The sequence below is a fragment of the Aurantiacibacter arachoides genome (genome assembly GCF_009827335.1).
In the GTDB taxonomy this organism is placed as follows: domain Bacteria; phylum Pseudomonadota; class Alphaproteobacteria; order Sphingomonadales; family Sphingomonadaceae; genus Alteraurantiacibacter; species Alteraurantiacibacter arachoides.
In genome coordinates this window covers 417,926-442,861 of the sequence record NZ_WTYH01000001.1, presented here as the reverse complement: position 1 = coordinate 442,861, position 24,936 = coordinate 417,926, and the positions used below count along the sequence as shown (strand labels likewise).

Below are 24,936 nucleotides of genomic sequence, written 5' to 3'. Positions count from 1 at the left end.
TCGTTTCGAATCTTTCCAAAACGCCCGTTCGTACTGAACCCCTGTGATAGTCCGGTCCCACGCGGAGACAGATGGTTGCATCAGCAACGGGGCGCTTGTCAAAGGCCCACCATCAGCTTTCTCTAGGCTGTGGCTCAAATCACACAGATGTTGTCGTTAAATTTCAACAATCAGGGTTTGGCGACAACAAAAGTCAAATCGCCGTCGCCTTCATCGATGCTGACAGTGCTGCCGTCGACAACACCGCCGGCAAGAATGCGTTCTGCCAGGGGATCCTGCAGGTAACGCTGGACCGCGCGCTTCAGCGGCCGGGCGCCATAGACCGGGTCGTAACCCACACGCCCCAGCCAGCGCCGCGCGCCATCTGTCAGGTCGAGCACGATCTTGCGGTCCTTCAGCAGCTTCTGCACGCGGGCAACCTGGATATCGACGATGGGCGCCATGTGCTCCTGCCCCAGCCGGTGGAACAGGATGATCTCGTCCAGCCGGTTGAGGAATTCCGGTCGGAAGTGCCCGCGCACCACGTCCATCACCTGGTCCTCGACATCCTCCACCTTCTGTCCTTCGGTGAGGTTTGAGAGATACTGGCTGCCGAGGTTGCTGGTGAGGATGATGAGCGTGTTCGAAAAATCGACGCGCCGCCCCTGCCCATCGGTCAGGTGCCCGTCGTCGAGCACCTGCAACAACACGTTGAACACGTCGGCATGGGCTTTCTCCACCTCGTCGAACAGCACCACCTGGTAGGGGCGGCGGCGCACGGCCTCGGTCAGCACGCCCCCCTCGTCGTAACCCACGTAGCCGGGAGGAGCACCGATCAGGCGGCTGACGGCGTGCTTTTCCATGAACTCGCTCATGTCGATGCGCACCATCGCCTGGTCGTCGTCGAAGAGGAAAGCGGCCAGCGCCTTGGTCAGCTCGGTCTTGCCGACGCCGGTGGGGCCGAGGAACAGGAAGCTGCCCAGCGGGCGGCCCGGATCCTGCAATCCGGCACGCGCACGGCGCACGGCCTTGGACACGGCGACCACGGCCTTTTCCTGCCCGATCACGCGCTTGCCGATCGCCTCTTCCATGCGCAACAGCTTCTCGCGCTCGCCTTCCAGCATCTTTTCGATCGGCACGCCTGTCCACTTGCTGACGACGGAGGCGATGTCGTCCTCGGTCACCTCTTCGCGCAGCAGCGCGTTTTCTGTGCCCTCGCCAGCCTCGGCCAGGCGCTTCTCCAGCGTCGGGATGGTGCCGTATTGCAGCTCTCCCGCCTTGGCGAGATCGCCGGTGCGCTGCGCCTGTTCCAGTTCGATGCGCGCGGCGTCGAGCTCTTCCTTGACGCGTGCCTCGGCATGGATCTTGTCGCGCTCGTTCTGCCAGCGGGTGGTGAGTTCGGCGCTCTGCTGTTCGAGGTTCGCCAGTTCCTCGCGCAGGGCGGCGAGGCGGTCCTTGCTGGCGGCGTCGCTTTCCTTGCCCAGCGCCTGCTCCTCGATCTTGAGCTGGATGATGCGCCGGTCGAGGCCTTCGATCTCCTCGGGCTTGCTCTCCACCTCCATGCGGATGCGACTGGCGGCCTCGTCCATCAGGTCGATCGCCTTGTCGGGCAGGAAGCGGTCGGCGATGTAGCGTTCGCTGAGCTGCGCTGCGGCCACGATGGCGGCATCGGTAATGCGCACGCCGTGGTGCAGCTCGTATTTCTCCTTGATGCCGCGCAGGATGGAGATCGTGTCCTCCACGCTCGGCTCATCCACGAACACCGGCTGGAAGCGGCGCTGGAGCGCGGCGTCCTTCTCGACGTACTTCTGGTACTCGTCGAGCGTGGTCGCGCCGATGCAGTGCAACTCGCCGCGCGCCAGGGCGGGTTTCAGCAGGTTGCTGGCATCCATGCTGCCCTCGCTCGCGCCCGCGCCGATCAGCGTGTGCATCTCGTCGATGAACAGGATGATGTCGCCATCCGCGCCCTTCACCTCGTCGAGCACCGTCTTGAGCCGTTCCTCGAACTCGCCGCGGTACTTCGCGCCCGCGATCAGGCTGCCCATGTCGAGCGCCATCAGCGTGCGGCCCTTCAGGCTGTCGGGCACGTCGCCGTTGGCGATGCGCAGGGCGAGTCCCTCGGCAATCGCGGTCTTGCCGGTCCCGGGCTCGCCGATCACGACGGGATTGTTCTTGGTGCGCCGGGCAAGGATCTGCACAACGCGGCGGATCTCCTCGTCACGGCCGATGACCGGGTCGAGCTTTCCGTCTCGAGCCTTTTGCGTCAGGTCCTGCGCGTATTTCTTCATGGCGTCGTAGGCAGCCTCGGCATTGGCGCCGTCTGCCGTCTTGCCCTTGCGCAGTTCGTTGATCGCGGTGTTGAGCGCGGCGGCATCCAGCCCTGCGGCGGCCAGTGCCTGTCCGGCCTTCGCGGTCGTTACCAGCGCGAGCGCCATCAGCAGCCGCTCGACAGTGACGTAGCTGTCGCCAGCCTTGTCGGAAATCTGCTCGGCCTGGTCGAGCACGCGCACGGCATCGTTGTCGAGGCCGGGCGTTTGCTGCGCGCCGCCGCCGCTCACCGCCGGGATCTTGGCAAGCAGCGCATCCACTTCCTGCACCGCGCGGCCGGGATTGGCTCCGGCGCGCTGCATCAGCCCGGCGGCCATGCCCTCCTCGTCTTCCAGCAAGGCCTTGAGAATGTGCTCTGGCGCGATGCGCTGGTGCGAGTTGCGGATGGCGACGGTCTGCGCGCTCTGCAAAAAGCCGCGCGCGCGGTCGGTGAATTTCTCGAGGTTCATCGGTTGCTTTTTCCCCACGTGATCGTAGCCGCAAGATAGTGTGACAATTACGCCACACAAGAGCGCTGGACGGCAATTCTCATACGCCGGTCGAGCGAACTTGTGCCCCGCATCGCCCGCTGCCACAGGGGCACGATGCGCAAGTGGTTCAAACGCCTCGCCTTCGCCATGCTGATCCTGCTGGCGCTCGCCATCGTTTTTCTGCTGGTTTGGGAGCCGATTGCCGCGCGCGAGGGCCGCGCCCCGCCGGCCACACGCCAGTACCAGGCCGAGATCGTGCGCGACGCCTTCGGCGTGCCCCACATCTACGGCGCGACCGATCGCGACGTGGCCTACGGCGTCGCGATTGCCCATGCCGAGGACGATTTCTCCACCCTGCAGGACGTCGTGGCGATGGCCCGCGGCCGCTATGGCGCAATCGCCGGGGAAGACGGCGCGGCGGTCGATTTTGCCTACCACCTGCTCGATGCGCGCGGCACGGCGGAACGGCAATATCCCGCCCTGCCCGCCGATACCCGCGCCCTGTTCGATGCCTATGCCAGCGGCCTTAACGCCTATGCCGAGGCGCATCCCGGGGAGCTGAAGCTGGACAGGCTGTTCCCGGTGAACGGCACCGATGTCGCCGCCGGCTTCGCGCTGCGCCAGCCGTTCTTCTTCGGCCTCGGCAACACCGTCGCCGCGCTCGTCTCGGGCGAGCCGATGGACCCGGAACCCGGCCCGCCGCTGGTGCTGCCGCAGGGGCAGGAAGCGGCCATGGCCGGCTCCAACGCCTTTGCCATCGCGCCGGAAAAGTCGGGCGACGGCGTCACCCGCCTCGTCAGCAACGCGCATCAGCCGTTCCGCGGCGGCGTTGCTTGGTACGAGCTGGTCGTGGAAAGCGGCGAAGGCTGGCATTTCGCCGGCGCCAACTTCCCCGGCAGCCCCTATCCTTTCCTCGGCCACAACGAGCACCTGGGGTGGACTAACACCGTCAACCAGCCCGACATGACCGACGTCTACCGCCTCGTCGTGAACGAGGACACGATGCAGTATCGTCTCGACGGCCAATGGCGCGATCTGGAAAGTCGGCGTGTGTGGCTGCCGGTGAAATTCGGCCCGCTGACCCTGCCGGTCCCGCGCACGATATATCGCAGCGTCCACGGCCCGGTGATCCACAACGACAATGGCTGGTTTGCCGTGCGGTATGGCGGGATCGACAACCTCGGCAACGTCGACGCCTATTACCGCCTGAACAAGGCCACCACGTTTGACGAATGGCGCGCCATCGTCTCCCGGCTCGACGTGCCCTCGACCAATTTCATCTACGCTGACGAGGCAGGCACCATCGCCTACTTCTACAACGCCGCGATCCCCGACCGGGTGGAGGGGCCGGACTGGCGGGGCATCCTGCCCGGCGATGACAGCCGCCTGATCTGGCAGGGCCCGGTCGCGGCGGACGAACTGCCGTGGATCGTCAACCCGGCAAGCGGCTGGCTGTTCAACGCCAACAACACCCCGTTCAGCGCCGCCGGGCCGGGCAGCGACCTCGACCCGGCCGATTACAGCCCGGTCATGGGCATCGAGACGCGGATGACCAACCGCGCCCGGCGTGCGGCCCAGTTGATGAGCCGGCCCGGCCCCATCGACCGCGCCCGGCTGGAGGCGATCAAGTACGACACCGGTTACCTGCGCGAAGGGTATATCGCCGCCATGCTCGATGGCGTTGCCGCGCTCGACGTGTCGGACGATCCCTTGCTCGACCGCGCGCAGGCGCTTCTCGCGCGCTGGGATCTCACCGCCGACAATCGCGGCCCCGCCGATGCCCTGGCGCTGCTGATGGTCCGCCCGTTCATGGGATCGGACTACAACCGCGAGACGAAACCCGACGTGCGGGAAGAACTGGAACGGTCGGCCAATCACCTGGTGGACACCTTTGGCCGTCTCGACGTGCCGATGAGCGACCTGCTGCGCCTGCGCCAGGGCGAAGGGGACGCGCGGATCGACCTGCCGCTGGATGGGGGATCGGACACCCTGCGCGCCTCCACCTTGTGGGACATCGACGATGACGGCCGCCTGTCGCTGCGCCACGGCGACAGTTTCATCATGTTCGTCGAATGGGCGCCCGGTCAGCGCGTGGGATCGCAATCCATCCAGCCCTTCGGCGCGGCGACCACGCGGCCAGACAGTCCGCATCATACCGACCAGATGCGTCTCTATGCCACGCACCGGCTGAAGCCTGTGCATTTCTGGCGGGACGACGTCCTGTTGCACGCGGCGTCGCGGCGGACGGTTTCCTCCGACTGAGGCGACCTCGTCTCGCCGTGCGCACGGCGCGCTTTAACGCCTTCCATCCGCGCGTCGTCGTGCTAACACGGCGCCCATGAAATCAGCGCTGATGCTTCGCCCGCTCCTCCCCGCCATCGCTGCCTTTGCGCTGGCCGGGTGCGCCACCATGCCCGCCGCAACCGCCGACGGAACCGTTGCCGCCGCATCCACGGCTCCGACCGCATCGTTGCAGGACATCGTCGCCGCGGTCGACATTCCGTTTGAAACCTTCACGCTCGACAACGGGCTGCAGGTCGTCGTCCACACCGACCGCAAGAGCCCGCTCGTCGGCGTCACCACCTACTACCGCGTCGGCAGCAAGAGCGAGCCGCGCGGGCGCACCGGCTTTGCCCACCTCTTCGAACACCTGATGTTCGGCGGCAGCGAGAACGTGGAGAACTTCGACGTGCCGCTGGAGGCCGCGGGCTCCACCGGCACCAACGGTTCCACCTGGTACGATCGCACCAACTACGTCGAGGTCGTGCCCACCGGTGCGCTGGACCTGGCGCTGATGATGGAATCGGATCGCATGGGCTACCTGCTCGGCGCGGTCAGCCAGGAGAAGCTCGATAACCAGCGCATGGTCGTGCAGAACGAAAAGCGGCAGGGCGATAACCAGCCCTACGGCCTGACCGAATACGTCATGGCGGAGGGGCTGCTGCCCGTGGGCCACCCCTATCGCCATTCCACCATCGGCTCGATGGCCGACCTGCAGGCTGCCAGCCTTGCCGACGTGCAGACCTGGTTCCGCGACAACTACGGCCCCAACAACGTAGTCCTCGCGCTGACCGGCGACATCGACGCTGCCACCGCCCGCCCGATGGTGGAACGCTGGTTCGGCGCCATTCCGCGCGGGCCGGACGTAGTGGTGCAGGAGGCCGGCCCCGTCACCCTCACCGCCCCCGTCAATCGCACCATCACCGACCAGGTGCCCCAGACGCGCATCACCCGCGCCTGGACCGGGCCGGGCATGGAGCATCCCGACGCGGTGCCGCTGCAGGTGGGCATGTACATCCTCGGCGGTCTCGCCTCCTCGCGGCTGGACAATGCCATGGTGCGCGGCGAGGAGCTGGCCACCAGCGTTTCCGCCTCGGCGCAGCAGTTCGAACAGCTGAGCCAGCTGGAAGCGACGGTGAACGTGAAGGACGGCGTGGAGCAGGCCGCCGCACTCGCTTTGCTCGAAGGCGAGATCGCCCGGATGCTCGCCGCCGGTCCGACGCAGGACGAAATCAACCGCGCCGTGACCCAGATCGCCGCGGCGCAGATCAGCGGCCTCCAGAGCGTCGGCAATTTCGGCGGCAAGGGCATGACGCTTGCCGAGGGGCTGCTCTACACCGGTGACGCGGGCTTCTATCGCACCGAGCTCAATCGCATGGCCGCGCTCACCCCCGCCGAAGTGCGCGGCGCGATGCAGCGCTGGCTGGGCCGGCCCGCCTTTACCCTCACCGTTGAACCGGGCGAGCGCACGCTGGATGGTGGCGCGCTGGGCGGCTGGGGCGACGAGGACACCATGCCCGCGCCCGCCGCCGATACCGGCGCGCAGGTGGAGGTTACCCGCACGGGGCCGGAACGCGCCTATCCCGAGGTCGCCCCCGTGGGCGAGCTGACGTTCCCCGCGGTAGAACACGCCACGCTGGCGAACGGCATCGAGGTCTACCTCGCCCGCCGCACCGTGGTGCCGCAGGTCTCGCTCGCCATGAGCTTTGCCGCCGGCTCGATCGTCGATCCCATCGGCCGCGCCGGCGTGCACCAGACGATGATCGACCTGCTTTCGGAAGGCACGACCACGCGCAGCGCCGAGGAAATCGCCATCGAGGAAGAAAGCCTCGGCGTCTCGCTCAATGCCGGGGCCGGGGCCGAACGATCGGTCGTCTCGATGACCGCGCTCACCGCCAACCTCGCGCCCTCGCTCGAACTGATGGCCGACGTGGTGCGCAACCCCGCCTTCAATCCCGACGATGTCGCCCGCGTGCGCCAGCAGCGCGTGGCAGGGATCGCCCAGCAGCTTGCCAATCCCGGTAGCCTGGCCGCCCGGGCCTTCAGCACCGTGGTCTATGGCGAGAACAACCCCTACGCCTACGCCGCGTCGGGAGGCGATGCCGACGTGGTGGCCAATCTCGATGCCGCTGCGCTGGAGGCAGAGCACGATCGCTGGATCCGCCCCGACCTTGCCACGATCACCGTGGTCGGCGACGTGACGATGCCCGAACTGGTCGCGGCGCTGAATGCCACGTTCGGCGACTGGCGCGCGCCCGCCACCCCCGCCCCGGTCAACACGGTCACCGCCGGATCGCCGGAACCCGCCGCACGGCTGGTGGTGGTCAACCGGCCCAATTCGCCTTCCAGCTTCCTCACCATCGGCCGCCTCGTGCCGTTCTCGGGCTGGCAGCAGGGCATGGAGACGGTCGACCTTGCCAACGAGGTCATGGGCGGGGGTTTCCTTTCCCGCCTGAACCAAGATCTGCGCGAAACGCGCGGGTGGACCTACGGCATCGGCTCGGGCATCCCGGCCGCGCAGGGCCAGCGCGTGCTGCGCGTGGCGACGCAGGTGCAGGCCGATCGGACAGCGGATTCGATCCGTGTCATCCTCGATCAGATGGCCGCATTCCCCTCCGCCCGTCCGCTCGACGCCGGCGAACTGCAACGCGTGACGGAGGGCAACGTGCGCAACCTGCCCAACCGGTACGAGACCAATGGCCAGGTGCTCGCCGCCATCCTGACCAACCAGCTGCTCGGCCGCGACCTGCGCTACGATGCCACCCTGCCCTCGCTCTACGGCGCGATCGATGCCGCGGCGATCAACCGGGCGGCGGCGCAGTACCTGCAGCCCGAAGACCTGGTGGTCGTGGTCGTCGGCGATCGCAGCGTGATCGATCCGCAGCTGGAAACGCTGGATATGGACATCGAATACCTGGAGGCATCTGAACTGTGAGTGATTTGGCAGGAACCTACGATTTCACCGTCGACAGCCCGATGGGGCAGCAGTCGGGCACGATGACCGTCGTCCCCGATGGCAGCGGCGGCTTTTCCGGCGGGCTGTCCGGCTCGCTCGGCTCCATGGACATCCAGAACGGCACGATCGACGGCGACACGCTGCGCTGGCAGATGAAGATGACCAGCCCGATGCCGATGAAGCTGGATTGCGAGGCGACGGTTGGGGCGGGCGGCGAGGCGAGTGGCACGGTCGATGCCGGCCTGTTCGGCAAGATGCCCTTCCGCGCCACGAAACACGCCGCGAACTAGGGCAACGGTGACGGGGCCAGTGACAGGGCCGGTGACAGGGCCCGTATCGGGGCCGGGCCAGCTGGCAGGTCCAACCCGCCCGATCGCACTCGGCACGCTGTTCCTGCGCTTCCTGCGCTTCGGCGCGCTCGCATTCGGTGGGCCCGTGGCGCAGATCGCCATGGTCCGCGAGGAGCTGGTGGAAAAGGCCGGCTGGATCGACGGCGCGCGCTTCAACCGGCTGCTCGCCGTGATGCAGGCCTTGCCCGGACCGGAGGCGCACGAGCTGTGCGTCCACATGGGCATGGTCGCGCGGGGGCGCATCGGCGGACTGCTGGCAGGGCTTGGCTTCATGCTGCCGGGCTTTGCGCTGATGATGCTGCTCGGCTGGATCTACGCCACCACCATCGAAGGCAATGCGGGTTTCGCCCCGGTGCTGCTGGGCATCCAGATCGCGGTGCTGGCCGTCATCGCCCGGGCGATCCCGAAAATCGGCCGCCATATCCTCAAGGGCCACGCGCTCTACGCGCTGGCGGTCATCGCGCTCGCCGCGACGCTGGCGGGTGTGCCTTTCTGGGTGCCGCTCATCGCCGCCGGCGTTGCCCACGCGGCGGTACGCTCCGCCGGGGCGGCGGTCACGGTGGTCGGCCTCGCGGTGCTGGCGACCTGGTGGATGGTGCCCGCCCCCGTGCCCCTTGCCAACGTTCCTGTGTCCGCAGAGGCGACGTTGCTGGCCCTGTTCGGCGCGGGGCTGAAGGGCGGCTTGCTGACCTTTGGCGGGGCTTACACGGCGATCCCCTATGTGCGCGCCGATACGGTTGGGCGCGGTTGGCTGACCGATGGGCAGTTCCTGGACGGCGTCGCCCTTGCCAACGTGCTGCCCGCCCCGCTCGTGATCTTTGCCACCTTTGTCGGCTACGTTGCGGGCGGACCGTGGGGCGCGATCGCGATCACGCTGGGGATGTTCCTGCCCGCCTTCGCCTTTTCGATGCTCTTCTTCGAACGGCTGGAGGCGGTGATCGACGAACCGCGGTTGCACCGCCTGCTCGATGGCATGGCGGCGGCCGCTGTCGGGATCATCGCGGCAACGCTGGTGCAACTGGCATTGGCAATCTGGCCGCGCATCGATGCCATTGCCCCCGCACTCGCCATATTTGTCTTCGCGCTGATCGCCGCCTTTACCATCAGGCGGTCGTGGGCGACGCCGGCGATCATCCTGGCCGCGGGCCTCGCAGGTTGGCTCTCGCTGGGCTAGAGTTTCCCGCGCAGCGCCTGATAGGCCGCTGCCGTCACCGTATTGGCGAGGTTGAGCGAGCGGATATGGGCCGAACGCATCGGCAGCTTCACCAACCGCTCGCGGTGGGCATCGACAATGGCGGCAGGCAGCCCCTTCGTCTCCTGCCCGAACACCAGCAGCGCATCGTCGGGATAGCCGGCGTCATAGAACGAAGTCTCGCCGAATTCCTCGAACAGGAACAGCTGGTCGTCGCGCGGCTGGCGATCGTCCAGGAAGGCCTGCCACGAATCGAACTCGGCCAGCCGCACGTGCTGCCAGTAATCCAGCCCCGCGCGCTTCAGCCGCGCATCGGTGATGGTGAAGCCGTAGGGCCGGATCAGCACCAGTTCCATGTCAAGGGCCACGCAGGTCCGGCCCACCGCACCGGTGTTGCCGGCGATCTCCGGCTGGACGAGGACGATTGCGGTCACCGGGCGCCTAGCCCAGCTTGTCCTTCAGCACCTGGTTCACGACCCCCGGATTGGCCTTGCCCTGCATCGCCTTCATCGTCTGGCCCACGAAGAAACCGAACAGCTTGTCCTTGCCGCCACGGTATTCCTCCACCTTGTCACCATTGGCGGCCATGATCGCATCGATGGCCTCTTCGATCGCACCGGTGTCGCTGACCTGTTTCAAACCCTCGGTCGCGGCGATTTCATCGGGCTCGCGGCCTTCGCGCAGCACGATCTCGAAGATTTCCTTCGCCTGCCCGCCACTGATGTCGCCGGCATCCTGCATCTTGAGGATCGCGGCCTGCCGCGCGGGCGTTGCGTGGCCCAGATCACCCTCGTCACCCAGCGCCTTTATAACGCCGGGCGCGACCGAGAGCGACCAGTTGGCGACCTGAGTGGCCACCTCGGCCTCGGCCTTGCCCAGCGCACGGGACGTTTCGGCCAGCAGCGTTTCGAAGCGGGCAAAGGTTTCCACCTCGGCCGTGAGCTCGCGGGCGTTGTACGGGGTCAGCCCCAGCGCGCCTTCGTACCGGGCGCGCTTGGCGTCGGGCAATTCGGGCAGGCTGGCGCGGCATTCATCGAGGAACGCCTGGTCCAGTTCCAGCGGCAGCAGGTCGGGATCGGGGAAGTAGCGGTAATCGTGCGCATCTTCCTTGCTGCGCATCGAGCGGGTGGTGCCGGTGCCGGGATCGAACAGGCGGGTTTCCTGCACCACGCGGCCACCATCCTCGATCAGGTCGACCTGGCGCCGCGCCTCGTGTTCGATGGCCTGCATGACGAACCGCACGGAGTTGACGTTCTTCGTCTCGGTCCGGGTGCCCAGCTCGGCATCGCCGACCTTGCGCACCGAGACGTTGACGTCGGCCCGCATCGAGCCTTCTTCCATGTTGCCGTCGCAGCTGCCGACATAGCGCAGGATCGAGCGCAGTTTCCGCACATAGGCCCCGGCCTCGGCAGGGCTGGTCATGTCCGGGCGGCTGACGATCTCCATCAGCGCCACGCCGACGCGGTTGAGGTCGACGTAGCTCATCGTAGGATGCTGATCGTGCATCAGCTTGCCGGCGTCCTGCTCCACGTGAATGCGCTCGATACCGATGACCTTGTCGGCAGGGATGCCAGCCTTCTCGTCCGCATCGATGGTCAGCGATCCCTCGCCCACGATGGGGTGGTAGAGCTGGCTGATCTGGTAGCCCTGCGGCAGATCGGCGTAGAAGTAGTTCTTGCGGTCAAACCGGCTCCAGGCGTTGATCTGCGCCTCGATCGCCATGCCGGTGCGCACGGCCTGGCGGATGCATTCGCGGTTGGGCACCGGCAGCATCCCGGGCATGGCCGCGTCGACGAGGGAGACCTGGCTGTTGGGTTCCGCCCCGAAGGCCGTGGAGGCGCCCGAGAACAGCTTGGCGTTGGAGGTGACCTGCGCGTGAACCTCGAGGCCGATCACGACCTCCCATTCGCCTGTGGCGCCGTGGATGCGATAGTTGCTCATGACTGCCTCCGATAAAGCCTGCGGCGGCGGGCGCAAGCCTGTCAGATAGTAGGCGCCGCCCGCTCCGCCGCTCCCGCGCCCCAGCGCTCCGCTCGTCGCTTCGACCAGCGCCGCGCAGGGTCCTCCACGAAGCGCCAGGTGACCCAGGCCACCACCACCGTCATCGCCAGCATCGCGGCGAAGACCGCCAGCGCGCCCGCCGGGCCGAGCAGCAGCCGGTCTGCGCCGCCAAGACCGCTCTGCGCAAGGGTGACACCCGTCGACGACTGGACGAGGCCCAGCACGTCGTAGGTCCGGCCCACGACCATGCCGTGGACCATGTAGATCGAGTAGCTGAGCGTGCCGAGCCAGACGAAAGCGGGACGCAGCAGCAGCCGGCTGACCGCGCCGCGCTGGTAGGCGAACAGCCACACGCCCAGCGCGAAGACGAGGTCCGTCACCAAGGCTACGCTCACGAACGCGATGGATGCAAGGATCGCCGCCACCATCGCCAGTTCGGCAAGGGTTGCCGTGCCCGCGGCGAAGCGCAGGTCCCGGGTGCGCTGCCAGACCCACTGGCACGCGATGCCGAGGCCGAACCCGGTCAGGCCGCGCAGCACACCGCTCCAGGTGAGGTCGTCGAGACTCATCAGGACAAGGCCAGCCGCAAGGCTCACCAACAGCGCGGCAGGCACGGCGCGCCGCCCGAAAAGGTGAAACACCGCGCCGGCAAACAGGTAGAGCCCCAGCTCGACAGAGATGCTCCATGAGGCCGTGTTCCACGGATACCGGTGTGGGAAAAAGTATTCCTGCAAGAGGAAGGTCGTCGCCAGCAGTTCGGCAGGGCTGCGCCCGGCGCCGAAAGGCTCGCGCCCCTGCAGGAAATCGAACGAGCCTAAGCCGAGGAAGACGAGTTCCAGCACCACGAAGGCGGCAAGCACCACCACGTGGAGCGGCCATAGCCGCATGAAACGCAGGAACATGAACTTGCCCAGCGAGAAGCCTTCAGCCAGCCGCTCGCCGTAGCTGGCGGCGATGACGAAGCCCGACAACACGAAGAAGAAATCGACCGCCATGTCCATGTGGTCGTGCAGCGGGTTCATGAAGAAGGCGTTGGGCGCGTTGACGTGATGCCAGACCACGCCGAGCGCGGCCAGTCCGCGCCAGCTGTCGAGCACCACGAAGCGGTCCCGGCGCGGCGGCCTGCCGTTCGTTGCGGAGGGTTCGGCAACGCCGTTCACGTCGCGGTGCCTTCGGCCCTGTCGGCCAGACGGCGATACAGCGAACGCGCCTCGGCCAGCTGGTCCGGATCGAGCGCAAGGGTTGGGTCGGCCGAACGCTGCCGCCGTGCTGTATGGGGATACCCGGTATCGTACATCCGCGAGGTGATGCGCGCAAACAGGGCCTCGTCGGTCGGGCCGAATGCGAAATCCGTGCCGAAGCGGGCATTTACCCGCTCGACGACGCTGCCGAAATCCTTTGTCGCCTGGGGAAAGGTGGCGATGACCACACCATCGACCACGCCTTCAACCGCGCGATAGAAGCTGGTCCATCGCCGTAGTCCCCAGTCGAGATCGGTGCCGTCGAGTTCGTGCAGGCTTTCGACGGCATCTCCGGGATCGCGCAGCAGCACGACAACCGGCAAGGCGCGTGCAACGCCTGCAAGGACCTGTGCCTCGGAATGCTGATGATGCGCGATCTGCACAACCCGTGGCCTCTGCCAATAGCGAAGCACGCGTACGGTCCAGCTGTTTGCGGAGCGCGGAAAGCCTTCGATCACGATGTCGGTACCGTCCGCCAGCAGGCTGCGAAAGCGCTGCCCGCTGCCGCGCCATTTCTGCACGGTCATGAACAGTAACGGATACCGTCCTAGCACGGCGCGCAACCGCTGGCGAATGCACCGCAGCGCTGCCGATCGCCTATCGACCGGCACGCTGGTCTTCACCACCACCTGGCCGGCTTTGCAGTGAACCCGGCGCGCTGCTCGATCGCGAGGCCGGCGTTCAATACGCCCTGCTCGTCCATCGCCGGGCCGACCAGCTGGAGGCCGAGCGGCAGGCCGTCGGCGGTCAGCGTCGCGGGCACGCTCATCGCCGGAAGCCCGGCTAGGCTGGCGGGCACGGCGAACACGTCGTTGAGATACATCGTCAGCGGATCGTCGTTCAGCGAGTTCAGCGGGAAGCTGGCGGTCGGCGTGGTGGGCGCGAGGATCACGTCGCACTGGTCGAACGCCGCCTCGAAATCGCGCTGCACCAGCGTACGGATTTTCTGCGCCTGCGTGTAATAGGCATCGTAGAACCCGGCGCTCAGCACGTAAGTGCCCAGCATGATGCGGCGCTTGACCTCGTCGCCGAAACCGTCGGCACGCGTGGCGGCGTACATGTCCTGCAAACCTGCGCCTTCCGGCAGGTCGCGCAGACCGTAGCGCACGCCGTCGTAACGGGCGAGGTTGCTCGAGGCTTCGGCGGGGGCGACAATGTAGTAGGCAGGCAGCGCGTAGTTCGTGTGCGGCAGGCTGACCTCGACGATCTCGGCCCCGGCATCGCGCAGCCACTCGGCGCCCTTGTCCCAGCTGTCGAGGATAGCCTGATCGGTGCCGTCCATGCGGTATTCGCGCGGCACCCCGACCCTCTTGCCGCGCAGATCGGCGTCCAGGCCGCCGAACCAGTCGGGCACGGGCGCATCAAGGCTGGTCGAATCCTTGGGGTCGAACCCGGCCATGGCACCCAGCATGATGGCGCAATCCTCGACGCTGCGGGCCATCGGTCCGGCTTGATCGAGCGAGGAGGCGAAAGCCACCACACCCCAGCGGCTGCAGCGCCCGTAGGTCGGCTTGATGCCGCAGATTCCGGTGAAGGCAGCGGGCTGACGGATCGAGCCGCCGGTGTCGGTACCGGTCGCCGCCGGGCACAGCCGCGCGGCAATAGCAGCCGAGGTGCCGCCCGACGAGCCGCCGGGGCTCATCGCCGCGTTCGAACCTTCCTTGCGCCAGGGCGAGGCGACATTGCCGAAATAGCTCGTCTCGTTGGACGAACCCATGGCGAACTGGTCCATGTTGAGCTTGCCGAGCATGCCGGCGCCCGCATCCCACAGCTTCTGGCTGACAGTGCTCTCGTAGGGCGGGACGAAGCCTTCGAGGATGCGGCTCGCCGCCGTGGTCTGCACGCCCTTGGTGGCGAACAGGTCCTTCATGCCGATCGGCACGCCGGCCATCGGCCCAAGGGCATCGCCCCTGCCGCGCGCGGCGTCCACCGCATCGGCAGCCTCCAGCGCCTTTTCGGGCGTGGCGACGATAAAGGCGTTGAGTCCGCCAGCCGCGGCCACGGCGGCGTTGCACGCCTCGGCCACTTCCCGCGCGGTAAAGTCGCCCGCGGCGACGCCATCGCGAATCTGCCGCACGCCAAGATCGGTAAGCTCGCTCATCATTCGATCACCTTGGGCACGCCGTAGAACCCGTGTTCGGCGGCAGGGGCATTGGCCAGCACCGCGTTACGCTTGCCGCCACCGGTCAGCGGATCGGCATCGACCACGTCGTCGCGCAGGCGCAGTTTCTGTTCGATCACCGCGGTCATCGGTTCGACGCCGCTGGTATCGACCTCGCCAAGCTGCTCGACCCATTCGAGGATCTTGTTGAACTCGGGCACCAGATGGTCGAGGTCTTCCTCGGCCATGCGGATGCGCGCCAGCGAGGCGATTTTCGCCACTTCTTCACGGGTCACGGACATGCCCTGCGCCCTAGCGAGCGTGGGGGCAGGCTTCAAGCTATTCGAAGGGTTCGCCCACGGGCCGGCCGTTGACGAAGATCTGCCGGCCTTCGAACGAGCGGACCTCGACATCGCCGGGCGCGATTGCGGTATCGGGCGTCGGCGGCGCCGGGACGGGCGCGGGCAGATCGGCCAAGCCGTCGTCCCGGAAAGCGACGAGTTCGCGTGAGCGTGCACTCACGAGCGCCACGCGCCGCCGGTCGCCTTCCTGGCCAAGATCGATTGCCACGCAGGCGGGGCTGCACTGCCATGGGTTGGCCGCGACATGACTGCGCACCCAACCGCGCAGGCGGGCATCCTCGAAGGATAACGCCAATGCCCCCGGATCGAAGGATCGACGTCTATCGGTCACCGGGTAACGCTCGGCGCGGGCCTGCACCTCGGCGGCAAGCTGTGCCGCCTCGCCCTCTCCCGCAGCGATCCGCGCCAGCGCCCGGCGTCCGGCCTCGCCGAAATCCCAGCGCAGTGCTTCGAAATCGAAGTCCGCCACGCTCACCTCGCCGCGATCGAGCCGGGCCAGCTGGTTTTTCGCCGAAATGCGCCCGAAATCCAGCCAGGGAAAGGCCAGCACCAGCGCTACGAGGCAGCTCCCCGCCGCAAGATGAAGGTTGGCCCGGCGCAGGTGATGCGCCCAGCCCGCCAGTCGTCCGCGCGCCATGGCGACCCAGTAGGCAAGGCCATAGGCGGTCGCGATGGCAATGGCGACCAGCGCCCACAGCCGCTCCGGACTGAGGCCGTGCTGCCCGATACGGATGCCCATGCTGACCGCGGCAAAGACTGTCAGTGGAAAGATTGCCGCCGCCAGCACAAGCGCTGCCGCCTGCATCACCACGTTGCCGCTGCGCGAATCGTCATCGTCGCGCACCACCACGTTGACCAGCACGAAGCAGCCGATCGCGCAGGCGAGCAGCACCGGCGTGGCGCTGTCGGTCGCGTTCCACAGCGCATCTCCGCCCGAGAACACGAGCATGACCACGAAGACCAGGATCGCTGCTGCGAAGGGCACGGCAAGCAGTGAGAGCACCAGCATGACCACGCGTTGCAGCGTGCCGATGATGGCGAGCTGGTTGCGCAGGACGCCGAGGCCCGCCCCGAAGGTCGCGCCGAGGAAGAGCCCGGCGAACCAGTCGGTCCGGAACAGTTGGCCGATCAGCTCGATACCGACGAGGATGAACAGCGCATCCAACAGCCAGATGAGCGCGAAACTGAGGAGCATGAAGGCCAGCGCCCCGCCCGCGCTGACCGCGTCGGTCCAGACGTGGAAATGCGTCTCGCGGTAAGGCGTCGCCCAGCGGCGGCGGTGAAAGTCCGACTGGAACAGCGGGATTGCCAGCAGGCTGAAGAACACGCCCGCCGCAAAGCCGAACTCCTCGCCCGCCAGCCGGTCGCCTGCGTCGATGGCGAGGAAGGCGATACCCGCCATTACCGTGCCGAGGCCGAGCGAGAAAATGATCGAGTCGCGCGGGCGGTCGGGCCGCAGGGTGAAGCCCAGGCCAAGCGCGGCAAAAAAGGCAAAGGCGGCGATGGCGGACCCGGCGCGCGAACCCGCGCCGCCGTTGAACAGCAGGTGGACCGCGAGGCCGGCACCGCCCCCGATCAGGGCATAGAGCCAGGGTCGCAGCGGCCAGTCCTGCAAGCCGTCGTGCCCGGGCGCCTCTGTGGCCGGCTTAATTCGTTGACTCACCCGTATGTCCCCTCGCCTGCGTTGCTGGCACGATGCCAGCCAGCGCACGCGGGGTCATGAGCAAAAGATGAGCGATGCGCGATGAGCGATGCGCGGTGGGGCGCCTTGGCGCACCTTATTGCGGCGGGCCGTCCTGTTCTGTCGGCGGCACCGCGCCAGCCGCACCGCCCGGAGCCGCAGGAGCACCACCCTGCATCTGCTGCTGCATCATCATCTGCTGCAGCGTCTGCAGGCGCTGGTCGAAATCCTCCCGCGTCATGAAGTCCACCACCTCGACATCGAAGGTGAGGTCGGCGTTCGGCGGGATCGGCCCGCCCGGCGGCACATCGGCTCCGAAGGCGAGGTCGGAAGGAATCACGACCGTGTACTGGCCACCCTTCTGCGTCTGCACCATCGCCTGGGTGAAGCCGGGAACCATGTCCGACAGCGGCAGCGGCGTGCCGTCGGGGAAGACACCCTCGACCGGCAGGTTGGTCGGCTGGGAGCGGTCGAACACCGTGCCATCGTCCAGGCGCCCGGTGTAATTCACGAAGACCACGTCATTGGCCGTCGGGCTGGGCCCCTCACCCGCGCGCACCACTTCCACGCTGACGCCGGCGGGCATGGCAAGCCAGGCGATGCCGGCCGCGAGCAGCACGGCGGCAAGCACGCCGAGCCAGAGCTTGGTGAGCGACCCCTTGGCGATTGGCTGCAGGGGAACGCGGGTCACTTCGGTCATTGGTGTCGTCCTGTCGAGGATTGCGCCACGCGAAAGGGGCGCGGAAGATGAGTTCCACGCCCCTTTGGCTTAGCTACATTTGCGAGGCAAGGGCATTCGCCCTGCACAGCGCCCGGCCGTGGCCGGGTCAGCGGCGGCGGGACGAACCCGCCCGCGCCTTTACTTCACGCCGTCGCGTTCCATGCGCTTGCGCTCCAGCTTGCGGGCGCGGCGCACGGCGGCAGCCTTTTCGCGTGCGCGCTTCTCGCTCGGCTTTTCGTAGTGGCGGCGCAGCTTCATCTCGCGATACACCCCTTCGCGCTGCAACTTCTTCTTGAGCGCACGGAGGGCCTGCTCGACATTGTTATCGCGGACGACGATCTGCATAAAACCTAAGCCACCTTTCAGAACCGTAACAGGGAGAGCCCGCGAGCGATCGGCGCGGGTTGCACCATTCAAGTAACCAATGAAAATCGGACCGAATCCGTTCTGGATCGGCGACACGAACGGGCCAATACGGTCCCAATCGCGCAAAAGCAAGCCTTTCGGCAGTCGCTCACCCGTCGGCCCTGGCCTCGCCGCCGTTGGGTCCCGGACGCGGCCTGGTCATGGCGATGCGCCGCGAGAGGTTGTGGGCCGGCCGTTCGATCAACAGAAAAAAGACCACCGCCGCCACCAGCGATACCGCCAGCCCAAACAACGAAAGGCCAAGTTCGGCCGCCATATTGCCATCGGTGAAATTCTTGCCGAAATTCACCAGTCTGCCGCCGATTGGAATATGCACCAGATACAGGGAATAGGAGATGAGGCCAAGTCCGCCAAAAATCCGCTCCGCGCGGTCCGACAGCGCGAAGCCGCGGCCCAGAACGATTACCACCGCCGTCAGCAAACCGACCACGGCAGCATCCGCACGGTTGCCCAGTACCATCACGGCGGTGCTTGCGATAAGCCCCGCAACCAGCAGACCAGTACCAATCCGCTCGACCACGGCCTTGTACACGAACAGTCCCATCACGAAGAGGATCCACTGCGCGCCGATCACTTGCAACGCGGCGAGCGCCATCAGCGCCCCGACGACGAACAGAAAAGGCAATTGTGATCGCCCATCTCTTACCGGTCCGGCGGCAATCAGCGGAAAGATCAACCCGATGACGATGTAGAAAACCAGTTCGTATGCAAGCGTCCAGTACACCGGCTGCAGCCACTCGTATTGCGTGACCGGCACCAGGTACAGGGCATTCGCCAGAACATGAGGCACGGTGAACGCAGGGATCTCTCCCGCGAAAGCCGGCCGCAGCGCCGATAGCTCCCACAGCACGATGACCATCGCGATCGATACCAGAAACGCAGGCTCCAGACGCACCGTGCGCCGGGCCATGAAGCGCGGGAAACTGGCCAGCGTGTATCCACCGCGCACACCGCTCAGAAGGTAGGGAAGTACAAATCCCGAGATCACGAAAAAGCAATCGACGCCGAGATAGCCAAGCGCACCTGACGTGCGCACCGTCGATGTGGGTTCATATAAATTCGTCAGATGGAACCACGCGACTACGAGACTGGCGAGGCCGCGCAGGTAATCGATGATGGCGATGCGGCTGGGAGGATTGGCCGTCATGAACGTTGCTCCCTCGTGGCGGCGAGGCCCATTTCCGATGATACCGGGCGAAAGCAAGAACCGTGGGGATGCAAGGCCGGCGTTTGCCAAACGATGTGGGCCGTGCATCATTCGCGTCGGCGCGCATGATGCGCAAGGCAACGCTTTCCCCTTGGCCGCTCCGAGTCTAAGGGGAAAGCCATGTCCACCACCCTCCCCCAGCTCTGGGCCTCGCTATCGGTCGCGCTTGCCGGCGGTATCGGCGCGGTCGCCCGTTACCAGCTTGGCCGTGCCGTCACCTGGTGGCTTGGGCCGCCCGTCGTCGGCCTGTTCCCCTTCCCCACACTGGCGGTCAACACGCTCGGCAGCGTGCTGATGGGAGCGCTGGCCGGCTGGCTCGTCAGGGCCGCGCCCGAGAATGCGGAGCAGCTTCGCCTGCTGCTGGGCGTGGGACTGCTGGGCGGATTTACCACCTTTTCCGCCTTCAGCCTGGAGCTTGCCTTCCTGATAGAGCGACAGCAGGTGGGGCTGGCGGCGATCTACCTCATGCTGTCGGTCGGGCTCGGCGTGACCGGCTTTGCGTTCGGCGTCTTCGCTACGAAGGCGTTCGCCTGATGCCCGCGCAGGACAACGCCAACGAGGTGCGCCAGTTCACCGTCGATGCCGACGATGACGGCGTGCGGCTGGACCGGTGGTTCAAGCGCCACCTGCCGCAGGTCGGCTTCGGCACGATCAGCAGATGGGCACGCACCGGGCAGCTGCGGGTGGATGGCAAGCGGGTAAAGCCCGAGGATCGCATCGCCGCAGGGCAGGTCCTGCGGGTCCCTCCGGGCGGCGAGGATACGGCGCGGACCCAGCGAGCGCGCCCCGCGCTCTCGCCCGAGGACGAGGCCGCGGCCGAGGCCATGCTGATCACCCGCACGAAGGGTGCGCTGATCCTCAACAAGCCGCCCGGCCTGGCCACGCAGGGCGGCACCAAGACCACGCGCCACGTCGACGGGCTGCTCGATGCCTATGCGAACGAGGACGAGCCGCGCCCGCGCCTGGTCCACCGGCTCGACAAGGATACCTCGGGCGTGTTGCTGGTCGCCCGCTCCGCCAGCAGCGCGGCGTTCTTTTCGAAGCGCTTTTCCGGCCGCACCGCCAAGAAGATCTACTGGGCGCTGGTCGTTGGCGTGCCCCAGTTGCACGAGGGCACGGTCGATGCGCCGCTTGCCAAGCAGCCGGCCAGCGGCGGCGAGAAGATGCATATCGACACCGAGAACGGGCAGCCCGCGCGCACCGCCTACCGCGTGGTGGAGCGGGCGGGCAACGCCGCGGCCTGGGTCGAACTGCAACCCTTTACCGGGCGCACGCACCAGTTGCGCGTGCACATGGCGGCCATCGGGCATCCCATCGTGGGCGATGCCAAGTACGGCGGCAAGGAAGCCTATCTGACCGGCTCGATCAGCCGCAAGATGCACCTCCACGCCCGCCGGCTGATCATCGAGGGCCCCGGCGGAGACGACATCGACGCGGTCGCCGAACTGCCCGAACACTTTGCGGCGAGCATGGCGCAACTGGGCTTCGACGCAGGTGTCAGCGATGCCGGCCCCGTCGCCCCTCCGCCGCCCGAGCGATCGAAGACCGAGAAGAAGCAGGCGGCCAAGGCCCATGCCAAGCAGTACCGCAAGGCGCGCCGGGGCGAACGCAAATCGCGGGGGCCAGCCGCTGATGATGCAAAGGCGGGGGCGAAGCCGGGGGCCAGGAAGCCTCTTGCGAAAAAGGCCGATGTGAAGAAGGCGGATACGAAGAAGGTAGGCCCGAAGGGGTTGGGCCCCAGACGTGCGCCTGCGCCAGCGTCTGCGTCGAAAAACCCGGTCCGTGGCGGCGCTGGTCGGTCCGCCGGGAGGGGCGGCAAGGCCACGGGCCGCTGATGCATCCCGAACCACTGTTTCGCAGCCATGACCACGCCCGCTTCCACGCGCTGATCGAGGAGGTGGGGTTCGGCATGGTCTTCGCCGCGACCCCCGCAGGCCCGCAGGTCGTCCACACCCCTTTCGTCTGGGCCGACGGCGTCCTGCAATTCCACATGTCGCGCCGCAATGCGATGGCAGGGGCGCTGGATGGCGCGCAAGTGCTGGCCGTGGTCAACGGACCCGATGGCTACGTCAGCCCGCGTTTCTACGACGACCGCGACACGGTGCCGACATGGGACTACGTCGCGCTGGAGATGGCGGGGCGCGTGGTGCGCATGGACGATGCCGGGCTCGAGACTTTTTTCCAACACCTGATCGCCCGGCAGGAAGGCCGGCTGGGCGGCTCGCCGTGGCGCGCTGCGGAGGCGGGCGGGGCGCTGTGGGCCAACCTGGTTAAAGGCATCATCGGGTATCGGATGGAGGTCGAAGAGTGGCGTTCCACCTTCAAGCTCTCGCAGGAAAACTCCAGTGCCGAGCGCGAGCGGATCGCGGATGGCCACCGCACTCAGGGTAATCCCCACCTGGCACAGGCGATGGAGCGGTTCGCAGCATGAAACTGGCCGTGTTCGATTGCGATGGCACGCTGGTGGATGGGCAGGCCGCCGTATGCAGGGCCATGGCGAGCGCCTTTGCCGATACCGGCCACCCGCCGCCGCCGCCGGCACAGGTGCGCCGCATCGTCGGCCTCAGCCTGCCGCAGGCGGTGCGGCGGCTCGATCCCGCGCTGGACGAGGCAGCGCTGGCCGCAACCGTCGCCGCCTACAAGGAGGCCTTTTTCGCCGCGCGGCAGGATGGCTCCCTTCGCGAACCGCTGTTCGACGGCATCGCCGATCTGCTGCGCCACCTGCACGGCCATGGCTGGACGCTGGGGGTCGCCACCGGCAAGTCCGACCGCGGGCTGGCCGCCACGCTGGCGACGCATTCGCTTGGTGCGCTGTTCGCAACGCTCCACACGGCCGACCGCCATCCCTCCAAGCCCGATCCCGCCATGCTGCTCGCCGCAATGGCAGACGCCGCCGCCGCCCCCGAACAGACGGTGATGATCGGCGACACGGTTTACGACATCGAGATGGCCGTCGCCGCAGGCACGCGCGCGCTGGGTGTGGCCTGGGGCTATCACGAAGAGGACGAGCTGCTTGCCGCCGGGGCCGAGGCCGTGGCGCGCGATGCGGCGCATTTGCAGGAACTGCTCGATGGCTGACGAACCCAGGAACACCTCATCCCCCGATCCCGCCCCCGCCGACCCTGCCGCAGCGCGGTTCTGGATGCTGCAATTGATGCGGCTGGGCGGCGTGCTGCTGGTGGTGGGCGGCATGATGATCCTTGCCGGCAAGGTTTCAGGGCCAGACGTGCTGGGATACGGCCTAATGTTCTTCGGCCTGTTCGAATTCTTCTGGCTGCCGCGGACCTTGGCGCGCCGATGGAAATCGCCCACAATCGACGAGACGCGCGACACCCGATGAAGCGATTCTACGCCGATGTCGCTGTGGAAGAGGGCGCCGGCGGATGGCGCGTTACCCTGGATGGCCGACCGATCCGCACGCAAAAGGGCGCGGCACAGGTCGTGCCGAGCCGCGCGTTGGCTGACCTGCTGGCCGGGGAATGGCGTGCGCAGGGTGACACGATCGATCCGCGCGGCTTCATCTTTCGCGACATGGCCGACCTGGCAATCGACGTTATCCGCCCCGATCGCGCGGCAACCGTGGCCAAGCTGCTCAGCTACGCCGACACCGACACGCTATGTTACCGCGCAGAGCCGGACGAGCCGCTGTGGCATCGCCAGCAGGCGCTGTGGGAGCCCTTGCTTGCCGCCTGCGAAGCGCGTCACTCCGTGACCTTCGAACGCACCAGCGGGATCGTCCACAAGCCGCATGACCCTGCGACCATGGCAGCGCTGGGCGCTCGGCTGGAGGGTGAGGACGATTTCACTCTCGCCGCGCTGCTCACGCTGGCCTCGCTCGCCGGATCGCTGGTGGTGGCGCTGGCGGCGCTGGAACCGGGGGCGGATGCGCCCGCGCTCTATGCCGCCGCCAATGCGGAGGAAGACTGGCAGGCCGAGCTGTGGGGCTGGGAACAGGAGGCCGAAAAGGTCCGTGTCCTGCGGCTGGAAGCGTTCGAAAAAGCCGCGCAGTTCGCCGCCGCCATCACGCGCCTTGAGGCAGGAGCCTAGCCCACCCACTCCGCCACGCGATCGGCCACCGCGTTCGTCGCCTGGTTGAGCGCTGCGCCCACCGCGGTCGCCTCGGGCAGGACGCCTGGCACGCGCTCCTCGAAACGCTGGGTCAGCACGCGGCCGCCCGCCATCTCGAGCACGGCATCATAGCGCACGACCGCGCTGGAGGTGACGGCATCGTACTCCATCGCCACCAGCGTCCCGGAAAGGCGGGTGTTTGCGGCAAACTCCAGGTCCTCGTCTGCGACCACAAGGCGGTTGCCCTTGGCGCGGATGGTTTCCGACAGGACGGTGCGGAACAGTTCGGCGGGCTTTTCCACCCATACCGCGTCAACCAGGTAAGCCAGCGTGCTGTCCGACGTGGTCACCGGGATGCGCGGCACGTTGAGGCGCTGGGCGACCGTGGGAACCTCCACCGACAGGGCGTTGGCGACCTGCCCTTCGGAGGAATAACCGCTAGGGACCGTCGCAGTCGGGGTCAGCGTGAGCAACTGCTCGGGCGCGTCGGGCCCGAAGCTGATGCAGCCAGCCAGGCTCGTGGAGAGCGCTGCGGCTGCGGTGAGCGCGACGAGCGTGGATTTAAACGGGTTCATGCGCATCCCTTTCGCGCCGGAAGCAGCGCCGGTATCACGGTCAATTGGGTTCGTAATCGGGCAGCGTCGGGCCACCCAGCAGACTGGTCGCGCCTTCGTTCTCGATACGCTCGGTGATCGAGCGCAGGCTGGAACTGGTTGCGCGGATATCCCGCAGCGCGGCGTTGGCCGCCGGCAGCGTGTCCTGCGACAGCTGGCGGGTCAGTGGCTCGACATTGGCCATCGCCGATTCCAGCGCCGCGGCGGCCTGGCGGGCGGATGCCAGCGTCTCGCGCGTGTCCGCGCTGATCGCCTGCCCGTCACGTTCGACCAGGGTGTTGACCGACCCCAGCGTGCGATCGAAGCTCGCCAGCGTCTGCGTCGACTGGGCCAGCGTGCTCTGCAGTTCCACCAGCGTGCGCTGCACCTCGGGCGAGGCATTGGCGAACTCTGCGCTAATCGCGTCGGTGTTGCGCAGGATGCCAGCGATGGAATTCTGATTGTCGTCGTCCAGCACGCGGGTCAGCCGTTCGGTCAGCGTGGCCAGCCGTTCCAGCAGCAGCGGGGCACTGGCGAGGATTTCACCCAGCGCGCCGGGCGCAGGCGGGATGACGGGCACGCCTTCCGGGCAATCGGTGGTTTCGCAGGTGATCGGCGGCTGGTTGCTCTGCCCGCCCGTCAGCGAGATGTTCGCGGTGCCCGTAAAGCTGGCGGAAACGCTCGCCTCGGTGCCGATCAGGATCGGGGTTTCGTCCTTCAGGCGGATGCGCACCTTGACGAACTCGGGATCCTTGTCCCAGATCGAGATGTCGGTCACCTGCCCCACGGGCACGCCGTTGTAGGTCACGGTCGATCCCTGCGCGACGCCGCCCACCGACTGCTCGAAGAAGATGTCGTATTCCTTGTTGTCCCGGTTCGACAGGCCCGCAAGCCACACGAAGAACACCGCTGCGCCGGCCAGCAACAGCAGCGTGATCGCTCCGACCCAGACATGATTGGCACGAGTTTCCATTCGCTTG

At 67.1% G+C, this 24,936-nt stretch carries 23 protein-coding genes; 10 read left to right on the top strand and 13 right to left on the bottom strand.

Features of this window, described 5'->3' with window-relative positions; genetic code table 11:
- Positions 1 to 170: 170 nt before the first annotated feature.
- Positions 171 to 2,756: an ATP-dependent chaperone ClpB gene (clpB, locus tag GRI62_RS02195; protein WP_131451796.1), complete on the bottom strand. Its 2,586-nt coding sequence runs from the start codon at positions 2,754 to 2,756 to the stop codon at positions 171 to 173.
- A 135-nt stretch (positions 2,757 to 2,891) separates the two neighbouring features.
- Here clpB and GRI62_RS02190 point away from each other — a divergent pair, with 135 nt between their 5' ends.
- From GRI62_RS02190 to chrA, 4 genes are all read left to right on the top strand, one after another.
- Complete coding sequence (locus GRI62_RS02190) at positions 2,892 to 5,039, top strand: acylase (protein ID WP_131451795.1); 2,148 nt, start codon at positions 2,892 to 2,894, stop codon at positions 5,037 to 5,039.
- Positions 5,040 to 5,115: 76 nt separating this feature from the next.
- Positions 5,116 to 7,992, top strand: a complete 2,877-nt coding sequence (locus GRI62_RS02185; RefSeq protein ID WP_131451794.1) for a M16 family metallopeptidase — start codon at positions 5,116 to 5,118, stop codon at positions 7,990 to 7,992.
- Between the two features lie 41 nt (positions 7,993 to 8,033).
- Positions 8,034 to 8,303, top strand: coding sequence for a hypothetical protein (locus GRI62_RS02180; protein ID WP_131453722.1), 270 nt, complete (start codon positions 8,034 to 8,036; stop codon positions 8,301 to 8,303).
- 31 nt (positions 8,304 to 8,334) lie between these two features.
- Complete coding sequence (gene chrA / locus GRI62_RS02175; protein WP_234032790.1) at positions 8,335 to 9,537, top strand: chromate efflux transporter; 1,203 nt, start codon at positions 8,335 to 8,337, stop codon at positions 9,535 to 9,537.
- On the opposite strand, the gene GRI62_RS02170 is transcribed toward chrA, so the two are convergent.
- The 10 genes from GRI62_RS02170 to GRI62_RS02125 form a co-directional block, all read right to left on the bottom strand.
- Positions 9,534 to 9,989, bottom strand: coding sequence for a tRNA (cytidine(34)-2'-O)-methyltransferase (locus GRI62_RS02170; RefSeq protein ID WP_131451793.1), 456 nt, complete (start codon positions 9,987 to 9,989; stop codon positions 9,534 to 9,536). The two genes, chrA and GRI62_RS02170, sit on opposite strands and share 4 nt — an antisense overlap.
- 7 nt (positions 9,990 to 9,996) lie before the next feature.
- Positions 9,997 to 11,496 carry an Asp-tRNA(Asn)/Glu-tRNA(Gln) amidotransferase subunit GatB gene (gatB, locus tag GRI62_RS02165; protein WP_131451792.1) on the bottom strand — a complete coding sequence of 500 codons (1,500 nt, stop codon included), beginning with the start codon at positions 11,494 to 11,496 and terminating at the stop codon, positions 9,997 to 9,999.
- Between the two features lie 41 nt (positions 11,497 to 11,537).
- A complete protein-coding gene (locus GRI62_RS02160; protein WP_160731790.1) occupies positions 11,538 to 12,716 on the bottom strand; it encodes an acyltransferase family protein in 1,179 nt (392 codons plus the stop codon).
- Positions 12,713 to 13,324, bottom strand: coding sequence for a hypothetical protein (locus GRI62_RS02155; RefSeq protein ID WP_160731789.1), 612 nt, complete (start codon positions 13,322 to 13,324; stop codon positions 12,713 to 12,715). The genes GRI62_RS02160 and GRI62_RS02155 overlap by 4 nt, the downstream gene beginning before the upstream one ends.
- A gap of 92 nt (positions 13,325 to 13,416) precedes the next feature.
- Positions 13,417 to 14,898, bottom strand: coding sequence for an Asp-tRNA(Asn)/Glu-tRNA(Gln) amidotransferase subunit GatA (gene gatA / locus GRI62_RS02150; RefSeq protein ID WP_131451790.1), 1,482 nt, complete (start codon positions 14,896 to 14,898; stop codon positions 13,417 to 13,419).
- Positions 14,898 to 15,200: an Asp-tRNA(Asn)/Glu-tRNA(Gln) amidotransferase subunit GatC gene (gene gatC / locus GRI62_RS02145; RefSeq protein WP_131451789.1), complete on the bottom strand. Its 303-nt coding sequence runs from the start codon at positions 15,198 to 15,200 to the stop codon at positions 14,898 to 14,900. The genes gatA and gatC overlap by 1 nt, the downstream gene beginning before the upstream one ends.
- Positions 15,201 to 15,237: 37 nt before the next feature.
- Positions 15,238 to 16,923, bottom strand: a complete 1,686-nt coding sequence (locus tag GRI62_RS02140; protein WP_131451788.1) for a DUF4153 domain-containing protein — start codon at positions 16,921 to 16,923, stop codon at positions 15,238 to 15,240.
- 115 nt (positions 16,924 to 17,038) lie between these two features.
- Positions 17,039 to 17,641 (bottom strand): FKBP-type peptidyl-prolyl cis-trans isomerase, encoded by a 603-nt coding sequence (locus tag GRI62_RS02135; protein ID WP_131451787.1) that lies wholly within the window; start codon positions 17,639 to 17,641, stop codon positions 17,039 to 17,041.
- A gap of 159 nt (positions 17,642 to 17,800) precedes the next feature.
- Entirely contained in the window at positions 17,801 to 18,007 is a 207-nt protein-coding gene (rpsU, locus tag GRI62_RS02130; RefSeq protein WP_131453720.1) for a 30S ribosomal protein S21, read from the bottom strand.
- Positions 18,008 to 18,176: 169 nt separating this feature from the next.
- Positions 18,177 to 19,235 carry an acyltransferase family protein gene (locus GRI62_RS02125; RefSeq protein WP_160731788.1) on the bottom strand — a complete coding sequence of 353 codons (1,059 nt, stop codon included), beginning with the start codon at positions 19,233 to 19,235 and terminating at the stop codon, positions 18,177 to 18,179.
- 180 nt (positions 19,236 to 19,415) lie between these two features.
- On the opposite strand from GRI62_RS02125, the gene GRI62_RS02120 reads away from it, so the two are divergent.
- Genes GRI62_RS02120 through GRI62_RS02095 form a run of 6 tightly spaced genes read left to right on the top strand, consistent with a single transcriptional unit; the run spans position 19,416 to position 23,342 of the window.
- On the top strand, positions 19,416 to 19,829 hold the full coding sequence (locus GRI62_RS02120) for a fluoride efflux transporter FluC (protein ID WP_131451785.1): 414 nt from the start codon (positions 19,416 to 19,418) through the stop codon (positions 19,827 to 19,829).
- Positions 19,829 to 21,130 (top strand): RluA family pseudouridine synthase, encoded by a 1,302-nt coding sequence (locus GRI62_RS02115; protein WP_131451784.1) that lies wholly within the window; start codon positions 19,829 to 19,831, stop codon positions 21,128 to 21,130. The genes GRI62_RS02120 and GRI62_RS02115 overlap by 1 nt, the downstream gene beginning before the upstream one ends.
- Positions 21,130 to 21,726 (top strand): FMN-binding negative transcriptional regulator, encoded by a 597-nt coding sequence (locus tag GRI62_RS02110; RefSeq protein WP_131451783.1) that lies wholly within the window; start codon positions 21,130 to 21,132, stop codon positions 21,724 to 21,726. Before GRI62_RS02115 ends, GRI62_RS02110 begins: the two co-directional genes overlap by 1 nt.
- Positions 21,723 to 22,373, top strand: a complete 651-nt coding sequence (locus tag GRI62_RS02105) for an HAD-IA family hydrolase (protein WP_131451782.1) — start codon at positions 21,723 to 21,725, stop codon at positions 22,371 to 22,373. Before GRI62_RS02110 ends, GRI62_RS02105 begins: the two co-directional genes overlap by 4 nt.
- Positions 22,366 to 22,635, top strand: coding sequence for a hypothetical protein (locus GRI62_RS02100; protein WP_131451781.1), 270 nt, complete (start codon positions 22,366 to 22,368; stop codon positions 22,633 to 22,635). Before GRI62_RS02105 ends, GRI62_RS02100 begins: the two co-directional genes overlap by 8 nt.
- Complete coding sequence (locus tag GRI62_RS02095; protein ID WP_131451780.1) at positions 22,632 to 23,342, top strand: ATP12 family chaperone protein; 711 nt, start codon at positions 22,632 to 22,634, stop codon at positions 23,340 to 23,342. Before GRI62_RS02100 ends, GRI62_RS02095 begins: the two co-directional genes overlap by 4 nt.
- On the opposite strand, the gene GRI62_RS02090 is transcribed toward GRI62_RS02095, so the two are convergent.
- Together GRI62_RS02090 and GRI62_RS02085 are read right to left on the bottom strand one after the other, a co-directional pair.
- Positions 23,339 to 23,938 carry an ABC-type transport auxiliary lipoprotein family protein gene (locus tag GRI62_RS02090; RefSeq protein WP_131451779.1) on the bottom strand — a complete coding sequence of 200 codons (600 nt, stop codon included), beginning with the start codon at positions 23,936 to 23,938 and terminating at the stop codon, positions 23,339 to 23,341. The genes GRI62_RS02095 and GRI62_RS02090 overlap by 4 nt on opposite strands.
- A 40-nt stretch (positions 23,939 to 23,978) precedes the next feature.
- Complete coding sequence (locus tag GRI62_RS02085; protein WP_131451778.1) at positions 23,979 to 24,929, bottom strand: MlaD family protein; 951 nt, start codon at positions 24,927 to 24,929, stop codon at positions 23,979 to 23,981.
- Positions 24,930 to 24,936 lie beyond the last annotated feature (7 nt).

What these genes read in the sequence shown, in the direction of transcription:
- GRI62_RS02190 (WP_131451795.1), top strand. Translation starts at nt 2,892, where the DNA reads ATGCGCAAGTGGTTCAAACGCCTCGCCTTCGCCATGCTGATCCTGCTG.
- GRI62_RS02115 (WP_131451784.1), top strand. Translation starts at nt 19,829, where the DNA reads ATGCCCGCGCAGGACAACGCCAACGAGGTGCGCCAGTTCACCGTCGAT.
- GRI62_RS02090 (WP_131451779.1), bottom strand. Translation starts at nt 23,938, where the DNA reads ATGAACCCGTTTAAATCCACGCTCGTCGCGCTCACCGCAGCCGCAGCG.
- GRI62_RS02135 (WP_131451787.1), bottom strand. Translation starts at nt 17,641, where the DNA reads ATGACCGAAGTGACCCGCGTTCCCCTGCAGCCAATCGCCAAGGGGTCG.
- GRI62_RS02105 (WP_131451782.1), top strand. Translation starts at nt 21,723, where the DNA reads ATGAAACTGGCCGTGTTCGATTGCGATGGCACGCTGGTGGATGGGCAG.
- gatA (WP_131451790.1), bottom strand. Translation starts at nt 14,898, where the DNA reads ATGAGCGAGCTTACCGATCTTGGCGTGCGGCAGATTCGCGATGGCGTC.
- rpsU (WP_131453720.1), bottom strand. Translation starts at nt 18,007, where the DNA reads ATGCAGATCGTCGTCCGCGATAACAATGTCGAGCAGGCCCTCCGTGCG.
- gatC (WP_131451789.1), bottom strand. Translation starts at nt 15,200, where the DNA reads ATGTCCGTGACCCGTGAAGAAGTGGCGAAAATCGCCTCGCTGGCGCGC.
- GRI62_RS02085 (WP_131451778.1), bottom strand. Translation starts at nt 24,929, where the DNA reads ATGGAAACTCGTGCCAATCATGTCTGGGTCGGAGCGATCACGCTGCTG.
- GRI62_RS02185 (WP_131451794.1), top strand. Translation starts at nt 5,116, where the DNA reads ATGAAATCAGCGCTGATGCTTCGCCCGCTCCTCCCCGCCATCGCTGCC.
- clpB (WP_131451796.1), bottom strand. Translation starts at nt 2,756, where the DNA reads ATGAACCTCGAGAAATTCACCGACCGCGCGCGCGGCTTTTTGCAGAGC.
- GRI62_RS02095 (WP_131451780.1), top strand. Translation starts at nt 22,632, where the DNA reads ATGAAGCGATTCTACGCCGATGTCGCTGTGGAAGAGGGCGCCGGCGGA.
- GRI62_RS02155 (WP_160731789.1), bottom strand. Translation starts at nt 13,324, where the DNA reads ATGACCGTGCAGAAATGGCGCGGCAGCGGGCAGCGCTTTCGCAGCCTG.
- GRI62_RS02180 (WP_131453722.1), top strand. Translation starts at nt 8,034, where the DNA reads ATGGGGCAGCAGTCGGGCACGATGACCGTCGTCCCCGATGGCAGCGGC.
- gatB (WP_131451792.1), bottom strand. Translation starts at nt 11,496, where the DNA reads ATGAGCAACTATCGCATCCACGGCGCCACAGGCGAATGGGAGGTCGTG.
- GRI62_RS02120 (WP_131451785.1), top strand. Translation starts at nt 19,416, where the DNA reads ATGTCCACCACCCTCCCCCAGCTCTGGGCCTCGCTATCGGTCGCGCTT.
- GRI62_RS02110 (WP_131451783.1), top strand. Translation starts at nt 21,130, where the DNA reads ATGCATCCCGAACCACTGTTTCGCAGCCATGACCACGCCCGCTTCCAC.
- GRI62_RS02100 (WP_131451781.1), top strand. Translation starts at nt 22,366, where the DNA reads ATGGCTGACGAACCCAGGAACACCTCATCCCCCGATCCCGCCCCCGCC.
- GRI62_RS02125 (WP_160731788.1), bottom strand. Translation starts at nt 19,235, where the DNA reads ATGACGGCCAATCCTCCCAGCCGCATCGCCATCATCGATTACCTGCGC.